This is a genomic window from Mycobacterium sp. pR1184 (genome assembly GCF_041287235.1).
GTDB lineage: Bacteria > Actinomycetota > Actinomycetes > Mycobacteriales > Mycobacteriaceae > Mycobacterium.
Window position 1 is genome coordinate 63,955 of record NZ_JBGGKR010000018.1, and the last position, 13,936, is coordinate 77,890.

The window sequence follows — 13,936 nt, forward strand, 5'->3', positions numbered from 1 at the left end:
CTTGGTCGAGCTCGGCTTCGACAAGCAGCGGTATGCCGGGCGGGTCACCAACCGCGAACCCGACTCCGATTGGAGGCGTGGCGAATACGCTTGGGCGATGATCTATCGCTGGTTGGTGCGTAAGCAAGCAGCGGCGGGGTGGCAGAGGTTGTCGGAGCAGCGGTTCGACGAGACACCCCTCGCCGACGACATGCATTTCGTCTTTCTTGGTGATCATCCCTTGGCGGCAGATATCAGAGGTGCTGACGCGGTGCGAGAGTGGTTGCGTGACCAGTTGCTCCGTCGGTTGCCCAATCTCCGCTTCGTAGTAGATGAAACGCTGGTGGAGGGTGGGCCGTGGTCGACTCGTGTGGCAACGCGCTATCACACCGAGCAAGAGGGACGTCTCGTGTACCGAGGCGTCTACTTCGGGCGGGTGGTATGGGGAAAGGTGGTCGAGGAGGTCATCCTGCCCGATACGAAAGCACTCAATCAGGCCCTTGAGCACGCTGCGGCTTCCGACTTCGATTGAGCGGCGACGTCGTCGAATTCCGATTCAACGTCTAGCCGAGTTCTGGTTTGAAGACTTGTCGGGGGGTGCACCTGGCATCGGCTCGCTGAGCCCATCCGCCGATTATTCGGTGACGCCCCGAGGAGAGGTCCCGATGAGACTGGTTTCGATCCGCGTCATCACTGCCGATGTCAAACGATTGGTCGCCTTCTACGAGATGGTCACCGGTGTCACGGCCGTCTGGGGTAACGAACTCTTCGCGGAGATTCCGACACCCGTCGCGGCGCTGGCCATTGGTAGCGACAAGACCGTCTCCTTGTTCGGGCAGGGATCTGCCGAGCCGGCGGCCAACCGAACCGCAATCGTCGAGTTCATCGTGGACGACGTCGACGCCGAGTACGAGCGACTTCGCGAGCAGCTCTCCGACGTGGTCACCGAACCGACGACGATGCCGTGGGGAAACCGCGCGCTGTTGTTCCGCGACCCCGACGGAAATCTCGTCAACCTGTTCACCCCGGTGACGGACGCGGCACGCGCCAAGTTCGGGATATGACACCGAAGGCAGAGGTGGTGGAGTTTGGCTTCGGAACCTCTCAGTTGATGATCTCGCCGCGCTCGTCCGCCCGGATCGCGGCCAATCGGTCATGCCACGCCTGAAGTGCTTCGGGAGACAACCGTGTCCAGTCGTCGACTTCTGCGATAACCCGAAGCGGTTCGCGGGTGCGATAGGAGCGGGTCGGATTGCCGGGGAACTTTTTATCGGTGACGTTCGGATCGCTCTCGAACTCACCGGTCGGTTCGACGAGATACACCCGCGGCACACCGTCGCCGGCCGCGAGCTCGGCCGCCAGCCCGGCGCCGTCGCGCAGGGCGGTGAAATAGACGTGGTTCATGATGATTTCGGGCCGGTAGTTGGAGCGAAAGCCCGCGGTGAGCAGGTCTCCAACCATCAGTTCAGCCTTGGTTCCGTGAAAAAACGGGCCCCCGTCCAGTACCCCAGCCATCGCCTCAGGCTACGCGGCCGGTGGGCGCGCCAGTTGGTCGCGTGATTCACGTCGCGTGTCGCGTTTGAGGCCCATCGACTCTAGAGCGCTGCGCAGTGAGCGGCTAGGTGTTGAAGGTACCCAGTGCAGACGTCACTGCTTCGAGAAGAGGAAGGGCCGAGATGGTCGAGCCCGCCATTCGCACGGCCGCTGAACGCGAGAGTGTCGCATCCGAGCGAGAACGAATTGCCTTTGAGCGTGAGGGCATTGCGACGAGCGTGAACACCTGGCGTTTGAGCGCGAGCAGGTGGCGCAGACCCGCGAGCTGCTTGCCCTGAGCAGAGAGAAACTGACTGAGGGTGTGGAGCGCTTGGCGGCCTTTTTGGAGGCGCGTGATCGCGTGGCTGAGCGTCGGCAGGCGGTGGCCGATGAGCGCGAACGGATCGCAGACGAGCGGGAGGTGCTCGCGGATGAACGAGAGCGTCTTGCAGACGAACGAGAGGTCTCCGCGAGCTTTCGCGAACTGTCCCAGGAGGGTGGCATTCGCGACCACACGGAACGGGCCGAGCAAATGGCTGAACGGCAGCGTGCCGCCGCGCTGCGCGAGGAAGCCGAAGTCGAGCGCGAGCTGGCCGCCAGCGAGCGCGAGCTGGCGAAGTTGGCGGTGGAAAGAGAGCTCCAGCGGTCCGCCGATGCTCGGGTCGAATCCGACGAGTGAGGTGTGCGCCGTTGGCACGCACGCGGCTTGGCGAGTTTCGTGCAATGAGGGCGAACACTAGCGGTGCGGCCGCGGGCCGACCATTCTTAGGAGATGGCGACGGACAAGCGTGCGAGACCGTGGATTCGGCTGTTGGCGGGTGGCGCTTTGACCTTGTCCGCTTTCGGATTGGCGGACGGCGGCGCCCAAGCGGCCCCCGCGCCCGCGCCCAGCAACCACTGGTGCCCTGGTCAACAATGGGATCCGGCCTGGGGCACCAACTATCACTGGGATTGGAATCAGTGCCACGACTGGCAAGGTCCGGCGCCGGCGGGCTGGGGCCCCTGGGGACCCCCGCCGCCGTGGGCGCCGCCCGCTCCGCCGCCACCGGCGTGGGCGCCTCAGGCCCACCTGATGTGGAACCCGACCACCGGTGTGTGGGGCTTCTTCAACAACGGAATATGGACGCCGGTCTAGCCGACTTGCCGGGGAGGCATGATGCGGTGGCGAGGTGTCAGTCACGTCGAGTTCGCGGTACTGGACTATGACGACTCGATCGCGTTCTACGACGCGTTGTTCGGCTGGCTTGGCTACAGCAGCTTCTCGACGCTGAACATGGAGTACCAGTCGATCTACTACATGACACGTAATGCCAACCCGCACAGCTACATTGGTATACAGCCGGCCCGTACCGGCGCAAAGCTGACGCACCGCGACCAAGCGGTCGGTATCAACCATATTGCGTTGTGGGCCCGCAGCAGGACAGAGGTCGACCGCTTTCACCGCGACTTCTTGCGCACGCGCGATGTGCACGTCACCGACGAACCCAAGGAATACCCGCAGTACTGGCCAGGCTACTACGCGGTGTTCTTCGACGATCCGATCAACGGCATTCATTGGGAGCTGGCCTGGCTGCCGAAAGTCCCTACGCCTCGCCAAATTTGGTCGTTCTATCGCGCGATTCGTTGCTTCGCCAAGAGCCGGGCGGATCTGGCGAACGCGGTGCCCGCAGTGTTGTGGCAGGCGAGGAGAACGCTGCCGGGCCGATGAGTAGAGTCGCCCCATGGCGCTGCGCTATGTCGACCCGACTGTGGAGTACGGCCGCTGGTATCGGACCCTGGAACGTTTCGGCCGCTCGCGTGCCGGGGCTTTCATGGCGCGAAATCTGTTCTGGCACATCGACCCGTGGTTGTATCGCGCAACCCGTGGCCGTTACCCCAGCATCCTTGGCGGGATCTCCGCAGCGCCGTTGATCAGCACGGGGGCCAAGTCGGGTCAGCCGCGTGAGCACCAACTCGCGTACTTTCACGACGGGTCCGATGCGATCGTGGTCGCCTCGTATCTGGGGGAACCACGGAATCCGGCGTGGTATTACAACCTGAAGGCCCATCCCGAGTGCCGGTTCGGCGACCAGGACTTCGTGGCGGTGGAGGTCACCGATCCCGACGACTACGAGCGCCTGTACGCGCTTGCCGCGCACGTCTGCGTCAACTACGCCGATTACCGCGTCAAGGCCGCCGCTCTCGGACGACGGATTCCGGTCTTCCGCCTCAAGCCCGTCGAGGCGGCAGCGCTAGGGTGAGCTGTGGTCCGCAATGACGGCACCGAGACACCCGACGAGCTCGAGCGCCGAGCCTCGGCTCTGGACGAGCGGGAAAGTGACCTGACCCAGCGCGAATCCGAGCTGAGAAGACGCGAATTCATGGCCCGCCGCAGAGACCAAGTCGCCGATCAGCGCGACCGGATCGCCGATGAGCGTGAGCAGCTGGCGGATCAACGAGAGCAACGCGCGGACGAACGTGAGGGCTCGGCCGCCGAGCGCGAGCGGGAGCGGCTGCAGCGCGCCGATGACCAGGGCAAGCGTGCGGGCGCCCGAGCGCGGCGGGAGCAGGCCGACATCGACCGCCAGGTCGTCGAAAGCGAAAAGGGCCGCGACCCCGAGTAAACCCGATTCGCGAAATATGCATTCTCGTGACTTATTTGCTGTAAGTGCGGTGTAGACCATTATTTAATTGACACGTGACGCGCGCCACAAATTTTGGCTCGCTAACTACGTTGTTGCTAGTGTCCCTCCGCATGATTGTTCTTGCATCGTTGATGTCGCTGATCAATCAGGTATCCGGGACGCCTTATATTGTGGGTGGAGATTCTCCCGCTGGTACCGATTGTTCGGGGCTGGTCTCGTGGGTTGTCAATGCCGCAACCGACAGGCCGGTTTACGGAAACCGATTTAACACTGGAAATGAAGAAGCCGCGCTATTGGCACGGGGCTTTCAATATGGAACGGCGCCCAACGCGTTGGTCGTCGGCTGGAACGGAGGCCACACGGCGGTGACCCTGCCGGACGGCACGCCGGTGTCCAGCGGCGAACGTGGCGGGGTGCACATCGGTGGTGCTGGCGCTTACCAGCCGGGATTCACCCACCACATGTTCCTGCCGATGCCTGCGGACGGTGACGGCGCTCCCGTGGGGTTGCCCGGTCCGCCGCCTCCGCCGGACGCACCGCCCCCGCCCCCGCCGCCGGACGCGCCGCCCCCGCCGCCGGACGCGCCGCCCGTTTTGGTTGGCGCCGTTGCCCCCGATATGCCGCCTCCGCCGGCTCCGGAATTGCCTCCTCCCGGCGCTCCCGGAATTCCAAGTTGATAAAGAATTGGATTGTGCATGCGTTATCTATTTCGCAGAATGAACTGCGACGTGGATCCCGCTGATCGCATTACTTGCTTGGCATAAGCGGCCAAAAGTGAAGTAGTCGATAAAACCACATTGCTGTGGGCTACGTCACAGCTGGTGCGGCGTCGGCGCAAATGCGATGCCGCAGCTCAATGCAAAGTCCGCCTAGAAGTCGATTAAGACATCTAGGCGGACTTTTGCTATTGCGGTGACCAGGAGCTACGCGGACCCGAAATGCCACTGCGGTCACGGCGCACGCCCGGCGGTCCGTATATCCTGGCGCTGCTTGGCCAGGACGGGCGGGCAGGTAAACCCATTGGGAGCTGCGAGCACAAGCGGGGACCGCAATGATCTTCATCGTCGTCAAGTTCGAAACCAAGCCCGACTGGGCCGATCGCTGGCCGGACCTGGTTGCCTCCTTCACCGCGGCCACCCGCGCCGAAGCGGGCAACCTGTGGTTTGAGTGGTCGCGCAGCTTGGAGAACCCGGCAGAGTACGTCTTGGTCGAGGCATTCCGCGACGCTGACGCCGGCGGCGTCCACGTCAACAGCGAACACTTCAAGCAGGCGATGCAAGAGCTGCCGCAGGCCCTGAAGTCCACGCCCAAGATCATCAGTCAGACGATCGACGCGACAGGCTGGTCGGAGATGGGGGAGATGTCGGTCGGCTAGCCGAGAGCCACTTCGATTTCTTCGCCCAGCGCGTATCCCGGCGCCAGTGGCAGTGTGTCGCCGCTCCAGAACGAGCCCGGGTCAAAGTAATTCGAGTACTTCTGGGTGTTGAGCAATCCCATTTCCTCATACGTGATCGCCACGGTCTCGGCGCAGTACGCCGTTTCCAGGCCCATGCGCTGACGTTCCTTGCGTCGCTGCGTCGACTCCCGAACCTTTCGGTCTACGAAGGGGATTCCTCTCATCCAGTCGTAGGCGGTGGGCAGCCGGCCCCGAAACCACCGGCCGGTCAGCCGCGCGGTGGTCGGAAACGCGGTGCCGTCCATCCGCGCGATCACGCGCAGTAGCTTGTCCTCTTGTTCGCGGGTGGGATGCGGCGTCAGCTGGCGCAGCCAGCATCGTTGGTGGTAGCGCTCACTCCACTGCAGGACAGCCTGGTGCAGATCGTTGAGCTGCACACCGCGGTGGTTGGTAGCCGTCCACAGATCGACGAGCTTGTCACCCAGCTCGGCATGCCAGATCAGCGGCGGCAGGTCGTCGATGGCCACGGTCATGCCGACGTGGTTGACCGGACTGTTCGTCAGGGTCTGGATGGCACGGTCGGGTCTGGAACCGCCGCGGAACAACCAGAGGTCGCCGGTTCGGGTCTCGTTCAGCGCTTGCTGCAGCGTCAGCATGTAAGTCGGCTCATCACTTGGGGTTTCGTCTGGTTCTTCGGAAATACTTCGCGCGCGAGCTTGCCGCGCCGTGGCAGCCGCGTGGCCGCTCCGGTGCCGACGGCGACCTTGTCGCGAAGGGTGTCCATGGCGGTAATAGCGTGTCAAGTATGCGCAGCATTTGGAAGTGGATCGGCTTGGCCGGTGTCGCCGGTGTCGTTGCCGGGGGTGCGCTGGTGGTGCGTGATCAACGCAAACGCCGCGCCTACACCCCCGACGAGATCCGCTCTCGGCTGCATCAGCGACTGGCCGAGTCCGACAGTCAGGGCGAGGACTCCACGGCGAACAATCGATAACTGCCCGAAAAGCCCTTCAGCTCGACGTCGCGGCCTTCGTCGAAGCAGATGTCCGCACAGTCGCGCAGCGCGTCTCGCACCGACTGGCTCACCAGGATCTCGCCACCGACGGCTTGCGCCGCGACCCGCGCGGCCATCGCGACATTGCGCCCGAACAGGTCGTCGCCGCGGCGCACCGAGCGTCCCATGTGAATACCGATTCGCACGCGAATCTCCTGGTGCCGCTTGCGTTTTGCGTCCCGGCGCAGCTCGTGCTGAAGGTCGATGCCACAACGCACCGCCTGCTCGGCACGGGCGAAGGCGATCATGAAGCCGTCGCCTTGGCTCTTGACCACGTGACCGCTGTGACGTTTCACCAACCCGGAGACGAGCTTGTCGTGCGAGCTGATCAGCTTGACCCAGGCGCGGTCGCCGATCCGCTCGTTGAGGGCGGTGGATTCCTCGATGTCGGAGAACAGAATCACTACCCGCCCGTCGGGAGTGACTCGGGCCAGATCGGGCCGCTCGACCTCGGCCCAGTCGGCGAGATCTTCGATATTGCTGCGTACCGCCGCGCCAAAGCCCTCCGTGCGCATCACATTGGCGGTGTTCCACATCGTCTTGACGGCCTCGCGACCACCGGATATCAGCCAATTGCGGGCGTCGGCGCGTTGCCTTAACTCCTCGGCTTCCTCCCGGCTACGAACCAGCAACCTCCACATCACACCGAGTGCGCAGGCTTCGATCACGGCAACTCCGGCCAGGACGTAGACCGCGATATGCAGTGCATCACCCACGCCTCGCATCCTTGCAAAGCGGGCGATGGCTTCCGGTTGTCGGCCCTATCAGCAGTGTCTAGGGTTGAGTGCGATCACCCCCGGGTAGTGAATCTCAAGTGAACCGATCCGGTGACTTTTGGGAGGTTCGTTCTTGGCCGACGACGGTGGTGATTCGTCCAACCTGCTGGTGATCTTTGGAATTACCGGCGATCTGGCCCGCAAGATGACGTTTCGGGCGCTGTATCGCCTGGAGCGTCGCAACCTGCTGGACTGCCCCATCCTGGGGGTGGCCAGCGACGACATCAGCGTCGAGGAACTCGTCGAGCGGGCCCGCGGCGCGATCAACGACGCCGGGGAGAAGATCGACGACGAAGTGTTCGATCGACTGGCGAATCGCTTGGACTACATCCACGGCGACGTCACCGAGCGCGATCTCTACCACCGGCTCGCCGAGATGATCGGCTCGGACTACCGCCCGCTGTACTACCTCGAGATGCCGCCCGCGTTGTTCGCGCCGATCGTCGAGAACCTTGCCCGGGAGGGCCTGGTCGCGCGTGCCCGCGTCGCGGTGGAAAAGCCGTTCGGCCATGACCTCGAGTCGGCGCTCGAACTCAACGAGCGGCTGCACGCGGTGCTGGAGGAAGAGCAAATCCTGCGGGTGGACCACTTCTTGGGCAAGCAGCCCGTGGTGGAACTCGAATGCCTGCGGTTCGCCAATCAGGCACTGGCCGCGCTGTGGGACCGCGACAGCGTCTCGGAGATTCAGATCACGATGGCCGAGAACTTCGGCGTCGAGGACCGGGGCAGGTTCTACGACGCGGTCGGCACGCTGCGCGACGTGGTGCAGAACCATCTGCTGCAGGTCCTCGCGATGGTGGCGATGGAGCCGCCGGTCGGCGGCAGCGCTGACGACCTCAACGACAAGAAGTCCGAGGTGTTCCGCGCGATGCCGGCGCTGGATCCCGACCGTTGCGTACGCGGTCAGTATCGCGGCTACACCGATGTCCCTGGGGTGGCGAAGGATTCGCAGACCGAGACCTTCGTCGCGCTGCGCACCGAGATCGACAACTGGCGCTGGTCTGGAGTGCCGATCTTCCTGCGGGCCGGCAAGTCCCTGCCGGAGAAGGTCACCGAGGTGCGGCTGTTTCTGCGCCGCGTCCCGCAGCTGGCCTTCCTCCCGCACCGCCGTGCGGCCGAGCCCAACCAGATCGTGCTGCGCATCGACCCCGCCCCCGGCATGCGCATGCAGCTGTCCGCCCAAGTTCACGACGAATGGCACGACGTCCACCTGGACTCGCTGTTCGCCACCGACCTGGGTGAAGCCGAGGGACCCTATGAACTGTTGCTGCACGCCGCGCTGACCGGCGATCGCACGCTTTTCGCGCGGGAAGACAGCATTGAACAGACGTGGCGCATCGTCCAGCCACTGCTCGACAAACCGGGCGAAATTCATCCCTACGAGCCCGGGTCCTGGGGACCCGAGGCCGCGCAGTCGCTCGTCCGCGGTCACCGCCATTGGCAAGACCCGTGGTTCCCTCCAAAAACGCAGTCGGGACAGTAAGGAGACCAGAAATGCAGCTCGGAATGATCGGCCTGGGCCGGATGGGCGCCAACATCATCCGTCGTGTCGTCGACGGCGGCCACGAGGGCGTCGTCTACGACTACGACAAGGAAGTCGTCAAGACGCTGGCCACCGAGAAGGGGATGACCGCGGCGTTCTCGGTCGCGGAGCTGGCCGAGAAGATGACCGCCCCCCGCGTGGTCTGGGTCATGGTGCCCGCGGGCAACATCACCACGTCGGTGATCGAGGAGCTGGCCGACACTCTCGAGTCCGGGGATATCGTGATCGACGGCGGCAACTCCTACTACCGCGACGACCTCAAGCACTCAAAGCTGTTGGCCGAGAAAGGGATTCACCTCATCGATTGCGGCACCAGCGGTGGAGTCTGGGGCCGGGAGCGTGGTTACTGCCTGATGATCGGCGGTGACGACTACGCCTTCGAGCACGCCGAGCCGCTGTTCAAGACCATCGCGCCCGGGGTCGACGCGGCGCCACGCACGCCGGGCCGCGACGGCGAGGTCGCCCAACCGGAGAAGGGTTACCTGCACTGTGGTCCGTCCGGCGCCGGGCACTTCGTGAAGATGGTGCACAACGGCATCGAGTACGGGATGATGGCTTCGCTCGCCGAGGGGCTCAACATTCTCCGCAATGCCGATATCGGCACGCGTATCGAAAAGGGCGATGCCGAAACCGCGCCGCTGTCCAATCCCGAGTGCTACCAATACAACTTCGACATCGCCGACATCGCCGAGGTGTGGCGCCGGGGCAGCGTCGTCGGTTCCTGGCTGTTGGATCTGACTGCGATCGCGTTGCACGAATCGCCCACGCTGTCGGAGTTCTCCGGACGGGTCTCCGATTCCGGGGAGGGCCGCTGGACCGCGATCGCGGCCATCGACGAGGGCGTGCCCGCGCCGGTGCTCACCACCGCGTTGCAGTCCCGCTTCGCGTCACGCAGCCTCGACGACTTCGCCAACAAGGCGCTCTCAGCGATGCGCAAGCAGTTCGGTGGACACGCGGAGAAGCCGGGAGTGGGTGGCTGACGCGGCGATCGCGCGGGCGGCTGACTAGCCTGTCTAGCCTGTCAGCCGCTTGACGAACTCCACCACGACGTCGCTGAAGGCGTCATTGTCGTCGCCGGCCGCGGTGTGCCCGGCGTCGGACAACTCGACGAACTCCGCACGCGGAACCGTCGCCAGGAAATGCTGGACGCCTTCGGGGCTGACCACGTCGGAGAGCTTGCCGCGGATCAGCAGGACCGGAATCGTGAGATCGGCCGCGGCCTGCTCGAAGTGCTCGGTGCGCAGCTCCGGGTCGTCCCCGGGCGCGGTCATGAACGCCGGATCCCAATGCCAGTACCAGCGTCCGTCGCGTAGCCGCAGGTTCTTCTTCAGCCCTTCGGGGCTGCGCGGCTTTTCCCGGTACGGCAGATAGGCGGAGACCGCGTCGGCCGCCTCCTCGAGGGAGCCGAAACCGTGCAGGTTGGTCATCATGAAATCCCGGATGCGGGCGCTGCCGGTCTTCTCGTACCGCGGCACCACGTCGACCAGCACCAATCCGGTCACCTTCGCCGGTCCCGCGCTGTCGGCGACCAGGATGCCGGTCAGTCCGCCCATGCTGGCGCCGATCAGCACCACCGGGCGGCCGATGGCGTCCAGGACGTGCATGACGTCGGCCGTCAGGGTTTCGATCGCGTAGTCCGCGCCGGGCGCCCGGTCGCTGTCGCCGTGTCCGCGGCTGTCCAGCGCGACGACGTGGTAGCCCTCGTCGGCCAGAAACTGGCCGGTGTTCTTCCAGGAGAACCGGTTCTGGCCACCACCGTGCAGCATCAGGATCGAGGGTCGGTCCGCCCGCGCGGCGTCCCGGTTCCATTCGTCGGCGACGAGGCCGATACCTCCCGCACCTGCGAACTTGACCGTCTGGGGACTGCTGCTCACGGTGCTCATCGATCTGACGTTACATAGTCCTCCGATGATTTCTGCCGATTGGTGGGGTCTATCCATCGACGACCGAAGCCGATAGCCCGACAAAGGAGGCCCATGCCATCGATCACACCCTCGCTATGGTTCGACCACAACCTTCAGGAGGCGGCGTCGTTCTACATCTCGGTGTTCCCGAACTCGCGAATCGAGGAATTCAACCGGAGCACCGACGCCGGACCCGGCGAGCCCGGCTCGGTGCTGTCGGGCACTTTTGTGCTGGACGGCACCCGGTTCATCGGGATCAACGGCGGGCCGCACTTCACGTTCAGTGAGGCGGTGTCCTTCACGATCGAGTGCAAGGACCAGAACGAGGTCGATTACTACTGGGAACGGTTGACCGACGGCGGCGAGGAATCGCAGTGCGGTTGGTGCAAGGACCGCTTCGGCCTGAGTTGGCAAGTCGTCCCGAATCGGCTTTACGAGTTGGTGAGCCATCCCGATCCGGCCTGTGCGACGGCGGCGACCCAGGCGATGTATGGCATGCGCAAGATCATCGTCGCCGATCTCGAGCGCGCGGCGGCCGAGGCGTCCGGGCCGCACTCCCGTTAACCGCAAATTACGTTGTCGTTCAACAGATTCGATCGATAGGGCTGTAGCCGGCGGGACAACACAGTCACGAGATTGCCCGACTTATGGGGACTTCGGTCCCTACCGCTGGACACATCGACGGGGGATGGTGGAGGCAATTCAACGGCAGACCAAAGCCCCGAGGAGGAATCATGACTAATCTGCCTGCACATCCTCAGCAACCCCATTCGTGGCTGCCGGACTGGTCCGAGGTCTGGTCGGATCTGCGCAACGGGGTGCCGTCTGCCTTGCGTCGTGGCAACCTGATCCGACTCGAGGATGAGACACAAGATGGTCATTACCTGCTGCGTGCCGAACTACCCGGCATCGACCCAGCCAAGGACGTCGACATCACGGTGCGCGATGGGCAGTTGACCATCAAGGCGCAGCGTACGGAGAAAAACCAGTCCAACGGCCGCTCGGAGTTCTCCTACGGCTCTTTCATGCGGTCGATAACCCTGCCGACCGGCGCCGATGAAGACGACATCAAGGCCAGCTACGACAAGGGCATCTTGACGGTGGACGTCGCCCTGCCTGAACAGGTTGCGGCGACGGAGAAACACATCGCGGTACAAGCGGCCGGCTAACGGCCCGGAGCCCTCTGAGCACCAGCTCGACGCGTGGTGACCTTTGACCCTAGAAGGCACGAAAACCGCGGCGTAGCAAGGAGATCATGCGCCACGGGACAGACCCAGCCCTGACCGATTTCGTCGTGACAACACACGGCGAGCTTCCAGGTGCAGCGGAATACGCGCGCACCAAGATCGACAAGCTCGCGCGGCTCATCCCCCGGCCGGTGCTGCATGCCCGCGTCAGATTGACCAAGCATGGCGATCCGGCCGTGGAGCGAGCCGTCGTCGCCCAGGCCAATCTGGATGTCGACGGTCGGCTCATTCGCGCCCAAGCCCACGGCGTCACCGCGCGCGAAGCCGTAGATCGGCTCGAGGCGAGACTTCGGAGCCGGTTGGAACGGGCCGCCCACCACTGGGAGGCGCAACGAGGGTTGATCAGCGATCCGCACGAGTGGCGCCACGAATCCGAGCCCATGCATCGACGGAGCTATTTCCCCCGTCCGGCGGCGGAAGTACGCGTCATTCGGCGAAAGTCGTTCGCGATGGCGCCCGGTACGGTCGACGAGGCGGCCCTCGAAATGGACTTGCTTGATTACGACTTTCACCTTTTCACCGAGAAAGGCACCGGTGCCGTCGCGGTGCTCTATCGCGGCGGACCGACCGGCTATCGCCTAGCTCTTGTGGCACCTGCACTGGCGGACCAACTGAGCCCGTTCGAACTACCCGTGACGATCAGTACCCAGCCGCCGCCGTGTCTTACCGAAGAGCAGGCAGCCGAGCGCCTCGGCCTGCTGGACCTGCCGTTTTTGTTCTTCATCGACGCAGCGCCGGGCCGTGCCTGCGTCTTGTACCGCCGCTACGACGGCCATTACGGGTTGATCAGTCCGGCAGGCTAGCGTCCAGGATGTCGCCCGATCCGAAGATATTGCGACAGTGCGGATTTGAACGATATTCAGTAGCGGTTGATGCACTCTGATTCGCGCACGATACGTTGGTCGGTGCGGGCGATTGCCCGTCAGGTATCCGGTCGGAATTTTGCCGAACAGGGAGTGAAGATGGCGGACTACCCGAGATGACCGAGCCGCGGTGGATCGACGTGCCGGGCCCTCCCGCGGATCTCAAGGCGCTCACCTGGGGCCCAGCCGACGCCCCGATCGCCTTGTGTCTGCACGGCTTCCCCGACACTGCCTACGGCTGGCGCAAGATGGCCCCGTTGCTTGCCGCGGCCGGCTGGCGGGTCGTCGCGCCGTTCATGCGGGGATACGCGCCGTCGTCCCTACCCGACGACGGCAGCTATCACGTGGGCGCGATCATGGACGACGCGCTGCGGGTGCGCGAGGCCGCCGGGGGCACCGACCGCGACGTGGTGATCGGACACGACTGGGGCGCACTTGCCGCCACCGGCCTGGCCGCGATGCCCAACAGCCCGTTCACCAAGGCCGTGATCATGTCGGTGCCGGTCTCGGCCGCCTTCCGCGGTCAGGTGAGCGAGCGCGCCCGGCTGGCCCGCCTGCTGCCGGGTCAGCTGAGGCGTAGCTGGTACATGTTCTATTTCCAATTGCCTTTGCTGCCTGAGCGTTCCGCGTCCTGGGTGCTGCCGCGGCTGTGGCGGCGGTGGTCACCGGGTTATCGCGGCGCCGAAGAGGACCTGCGTCACGTCGATGCCGCGATCGGAACACCGGAAAGCTGGCGGGCGGCGCTGGGGACCTACCGTGCCACGCTGCGCAACACCCGGCCGCCGCAGCGGTACGCCGAACTGAACCAGCTGTGGACCAAGGCGCCGATCCTGCCGTCGCTGTATCTGCATGGCCGCGACGACGGTTGTATGACTCCGGCTTTCGCGCACTGGACCGAAAAGGTGCTGCCCGCCGGCAGCGATGTCGCGATCATCGACCATGCCGGGCATTTTCTGCAGCTTGAACAGCCCGAGAAAATCGCCGAGCGGGTGCTGGCGTTCATCGGATCACCCGGCTGAC

At 64.4% G+C, this 13,936-nt stretch carries 20 protein-coding genes; 15 read left to right on the forward strand and 5 right to left on the reverse strand.

Annotated elements, in window-relative coordinates; all coding sequences use genetic code 11:
* Nucleotide 1 precedes the first annotated feature (1 nt).
* Together ACAG21_RS25600 and ACAG21_RS25605 are read left to right on the forward strand one after the other, a co-directional pair.
* Entirely contained in the window at nt 2-511 is a 510-nt protein-coding gene (locus ACAG21_RS25600) for a nuclear transport factor 2 family protein (protein ID WP_370499062.1), read from the forward strand.
* 133 nt (nt 512-644) lie between these two features.
* Nucleotides 645-1,043: a VOC family protein gene (locus tag ACAG21_RS25605; protein WP_370499063.1), complete on the forward strand. Its 399-nt coding sequence runs from the start codon at nt 645-647 to the stop codon at nt 1,041-1,043.
* Between the two features lie 40 nt (nt 1,044-1,083).
* On the opposite strand, the gene arr is transcribed toward ACAG21_RS25605, so the two are convergent.
* Nucleotides 1,084-1,494 (reverse strand): NAD(+)--rifampin ADP-ribosyltransferase, encoded by a 411-nt coding sequence (gene arr, locus ACAG21_RS25610; RefSeq protein ID WP_370499064.1) that lies wholly within the window; start codon nt 1,492-1,494, stop codon nt 1,084-1,086.
* 103 nt (nt 1,495-1,597) lie between these two features.
* Nucleotides 1,598-2,209 (reverse strand): hypothetical protein, encoded by a 612-nt coding sequence (locus tag ACAG21_RS25615; protein ID WP_370499065.1) that lies wholly within the window; start codon nt 2,207-2,209, stop codon nt 1,598-1,600.
* Between the two features lie 75 nt (nt 2,210-2,284).
* Here ACAG21_RS25615 and ACAG21_RS25620 point away from each other — a divergent pair, with 75 nt between their 5' ends.
* The 6 genes from ACAG21_RS25620 to ACAG21_RS25645 all read left to right on the forward strand — a co-directional run bounded on the left by ACAG21_RS25620 (nt 2,285) and on the right by ACAG21_RS25645 (nt 5,511).
* Nucleotides 2,285-2,647 (forward strand): hypothetical protein, encoded by a 363-nt coding sequence (locus ACAG21_RS25620; protein ID WP_370499066.1) that lies wholly within the window; start codon nt 2,285-2,287, stop codon nt 2,645-2,647.
* Between the two features lie 21 nt (nt 2,648-2,668).
* The gene (locus ACAG21_RS25625) at nt 2,669-3,220 is read left to right on the forward strand and encodes a VOC family protein (RefSeq protein ID WP_370499067.1); all 552 of its coding nucleotides are present in this window, start codon (nt 2,669-2,671) and stop codon (nt 3,218-3,220) included.
* Nucleotides 3,221-3,233: 13 nt separating this feature from the next.
* A complete protein-coding gene (locus ACAG21_RS25630) occupies nt 3,234-3,752 on the forward strand; it encodes a nitroreductase/quinone reductase family protein (protein WP_370499068.1) in 519 nt (172 codons plus the stop codon).
* Between the two features lie 3 nt (nt 3,753-3,755).
* A complete protein-coding gene (locus tag ACAG21_RS25635) occupies nt 3,756-4,115 on the forward strand; it encodes a hypothetical protein (RefSeq protein WP_370499069.1) in 360 nt (119 codons plus the stop codon).
* A gap of 131 nt (nt 4,116-4,246) precedes the next feature.
* Nucleotides 4,247-4,813 (forward strand): peptidoglycan endopeptidase, encoded by a 567-nt coding sequence (locus ACAG21_RS25640; RefSeq protein WP_370499070.1) that lies wholly within the window; start codon nt 4,247-4,249, stop codon nt 4,811-4,813.
* 374 nt (nt 4,814-5,187) lie between these two features.
* Nucleotides 5,188-5,511 carry a putative quinol monooxygenase gene (locus ACAG21_RS25645; RefSeq protein ID WP_342926736.1) on the forward strand — a complete coding sequence of 108 codons (324 nt, stop codon included), beginning with the start codon at nt 5,188-5,190 and terminating at the stop codon, nt 5,509-5,511.
* Here the strand turns inward: ACAG21_RS25645 and ACAG21_RS25650 are convergent.
* Nucleotides 5,508-6,188, reverse strand: coding sequence for a guanylate cyclase (locus ACAG21_RS25650; RefSeq protein ID WP_342926735.1), 681 nt, complete (start codon nt 6,186-6,188; stop codon nt 5,508-5,510). The two genes, ACAG21_RS25645 and ACAG21_RS25650, sit on opposite strands and share 4 nt — an antisense overlap.
* Before the next feature lie 149 nt (nt 6,189-6,337).
* Between ACAG21_RS25650 and ACAG21_RS25655 the strand changes: the two genes are divergently transcribed.
* Nucleotides 6,338-6,523, forward strand: a complete 186-nt coding sequence (locus ACAG21_RS25655; RefSeq protein WP_370499071.1) for a hypothetical protein — start codon at nt 6,338-6,340, stop codon at nt 6,521-6,523.
* Here the strand turns inward: ACAG21_RS25655 and ACAG21_RS25660 are convergent.
* Nucleotides 6,490-7,308, reverse strand: a complete 819-nt coding sequence (locus tag ACAG21_RS25660; protein ID WP_370499072.1) for an adenylate/guanylate cyclase domain-containing protein — start codon at nt 7,306-7,308, stop codon at nt 6,490-6,492. The two genes, ACAG21_RS25655 and ACAG21_RS25660, sit on opposite strands and share 34 nt — an antisense overlap.
* Before the next feature lie 124 nt (nt 7,309-7,432).
* Here ACAG21_RS25660 and ACAG21_RS25665 point away from each other — a divergent pair, with 124 nt between their 5' ends.
* Nucleotides 7,433-8,842 (forward strand): glucose-6-phosphate dehydrogenase, encoded by a 1,410-nt coding sequence (locus ACAG21_RS25665; protein ID WP_370499073.1) that lies wholly within the window; start codon nt 7,433-7,435, stop codon nt 8,840-8,842.
* An 11-nt stretch (nt 8,843-8,853) separates the two neighbouring features.
* Nucleotides 8,854-9,882, forward strand: coding sequence for a phosphogluconate dehydrogenase (NAD(+)-dependent, decarboxylating) (gene gnd / locus ACAG21_RS25670; RefSeq protein ID WP_370499074.1), 1,029 nt, complete (start codon nt 8,854-8,856; stop codon nt 9,880-9,882).
* Nucleotides 9,883-9,915: 33 nt separating this feature from the next.
* Here the strand turns inward: gnd and ACAG21_RS25675 are convergent, their stop codons facing one another.
* On the reverse strand, nt 9,916-10,785 hold the full coding sequence (locus ACAG21_RS25675) for an alpha/beta fold hydrolase (protein ID WP_370499075.1): 870 nt from the start codon (nt 10,783-10,785) through the stop codon (nt 9,916-9,918).
* Between the two features lie 93 nt (nt 10,786-10,878).
* Here ACAG21_RS25675 and ACAG21_RS25680 point away from each other — a divergent pair, with 93 nt between their 5' ends.
* The 4 genes from ACAG21_RS25680 to ACAG21_RS25695 all read left to right on the forward strand — a co-directional run bounded on the left by ACAG21_RS25680 (nt 10,879) and on the right by ACAG21_RS25695 (nt 13,935).
* Nucleotides 10,879-11,370: a VOC family protein gene (locus tag ACAG21_RS25680; protein ID WP_370499076.1), complete on the forward strand. Its 492-nt coding sequence runs from the start codon at nt 10,879-10,881 to the stop codon at nt 11,368-11,370.
* A 170-nt stretch (nt 11,371-11,540) separates the two neighbouring features.
* Nucleotides 11,541-11,975: an Hsp20/alpha crystallin family protein gene (locus ACAG21_RS25685; protein WP_370499077.1), complete on the forward strand. Its 435-nt coding sequence runs from the start codon at nt 11,541-11,543 to the stop codon at nt 11,973-11,975.
* 86 nt (nt 11,976-12,061) lie between these two features.
* Nucleotides 12,062-12,856 (forward strand): HPF/RaiA family ribosome-associated protein, encoded by a 795-nt coding sequence (locus ACAG21_RS25690; RefSeq protein ID WP_370499078.1) that lies wholly within the window; start codon nt 12,062-12,064, stop codon nt 12,854-12,856.
* Nucleotides 12,857-13,032: 176 nt separating this feature from the next.
* Nucleotides 13,033-13,935, forward strand: a complete 903-nt coding sequence (locus tag ACAG21_RS25695; protein ID WP_370499079.1) for an alpha/beta fold hydrolase — start codon at nt 13,033-13,035, stop codon at nt 13,933-13,935.
* The last annotated feature ends 1 nt before the right edge of the window (nt 13,936 follow it).

What these genes read in the sequence shown, in the direction of transcription:
- ACAG21_RS25605 (WP_370499063.1), top strand. Translation starts at nt 645, where the DNA reads ATGAGACTGGTTTCGATCCGCGTCATCACTGCCGATGTCAAACGATTG.
- arr (WP_370499064.1), bottom strand. Translation starts at nt 1,494, where the DNA reads ATGGCTGGGGTACTGGACGGGGGCCCGTTTTTTCACGGAACCAAGGCT.
- ACAG21_RS25620 (WP_370499066.1), top strand. Translation starts at nt 2,285, where the DNA reads ATGGCGACGGACAAGCGTGCGAGACCGTGGATTCGGCTGTTGGCGGGT.
- ACAG21_RS25625 (WP_370499067.1), top strand. Translation starts at nt 2,669, where the DNA reads ATGCGGTGGCGAGGTGTCAGTCACGTCGAGTTCGCGGTACTGGACTAT.
- ACAG21_RS25630 (WP_370499068.1), top strand. Translation starts at nt 3,234, where the DNA reads ATGGCGCTGCGCTATGTCGACCCGACTGTGGAGTACGGCCGCTGGTAT.
- ACAG21_RS25640 (WP_370499070.1), top strand. Translation starts at nt 4,247, where the DNA reads ATGATTGTTCTTGCATCGTTGATGTCGCTGATCAATCAGGTATCCGGG.
- ACAG21_RS25645 (WP_342926736.1), top strand. Translation starts at nt 5,188, where the DNA reads ATGATCTTCATCGTCGTCAAGTTCGAAACCAAGCCCGACTGGGCCGAT.
- ACAG21_RS25650 (WP_342926735.1), bottom strand. Translation starts at nt 6,188, where the DNA reads ATGCTGACGCTGCAGCAAGCGCTGAACGAGACCCGAACCGGCGACCTC.
- ACAG21_RS25655 (WP_370499071.1), top strand. Translation starts at nt 6,338, where the DNA reads ATGCGCAGCATTTGGAAGTGGATCGGCTTGGCCGGTGTCGCCGGTGTC.
- ACAG21_RS25660 (WP_370499072.1), bottom strand. Translation starts at nt 7,308, where the DNA reads ATGCGAGGCGTGGGTGATGCACTGCATATCGCGGTCTACGTCCTGGCC.
- gnd (WP_370499074.1), top strand. Translation starts at nt 8,854, where the DNA reads ATGCAGCTCGGAATGATCGGCCTGGGCCGGATGGGCGCCAACATCATC.
- ACAG21_RS25675 (WP_370499075.1), bottom strand. Translation starts at nt 10,785, where the DNA reads ATGAGCACCGTGAGCAGCAGTCCCCAGACGGTCAAGTTCGCAGGTGCG.
- ACAG21_RS25680 (WP_370499076.1), top strand. Translation starts at nt 10,879, where the DNA reads ATGCCATCGATCACACCCTCGCTATGGTTCGACCACAACCTTCAGGAG.
- ACAG21_RS25685 (WP_370499077.1), top strand. Translation starts at nt 11,541, where the DNA reads ATGACTAATCTGCCTGCACATCCTCAGCAACCCCATTCGTGGCTGCCG.
- ACAG21_RS25690 (WP_370499078.1), top strand. Translation starts at nt 12,062, where the DNA reads ATGCGCCACGGGACAGACCCAGCCCTGACCGATTTCGTCGTGACAACA.
- ACAG21_RS25695 (WP_370499079.1), top strand. Translation starts at nt 13,033, where the DNA reads ATGACCGAGCCGCGGTGGATCGACGTGCCGGGCCCTCCCGCGGATCTC.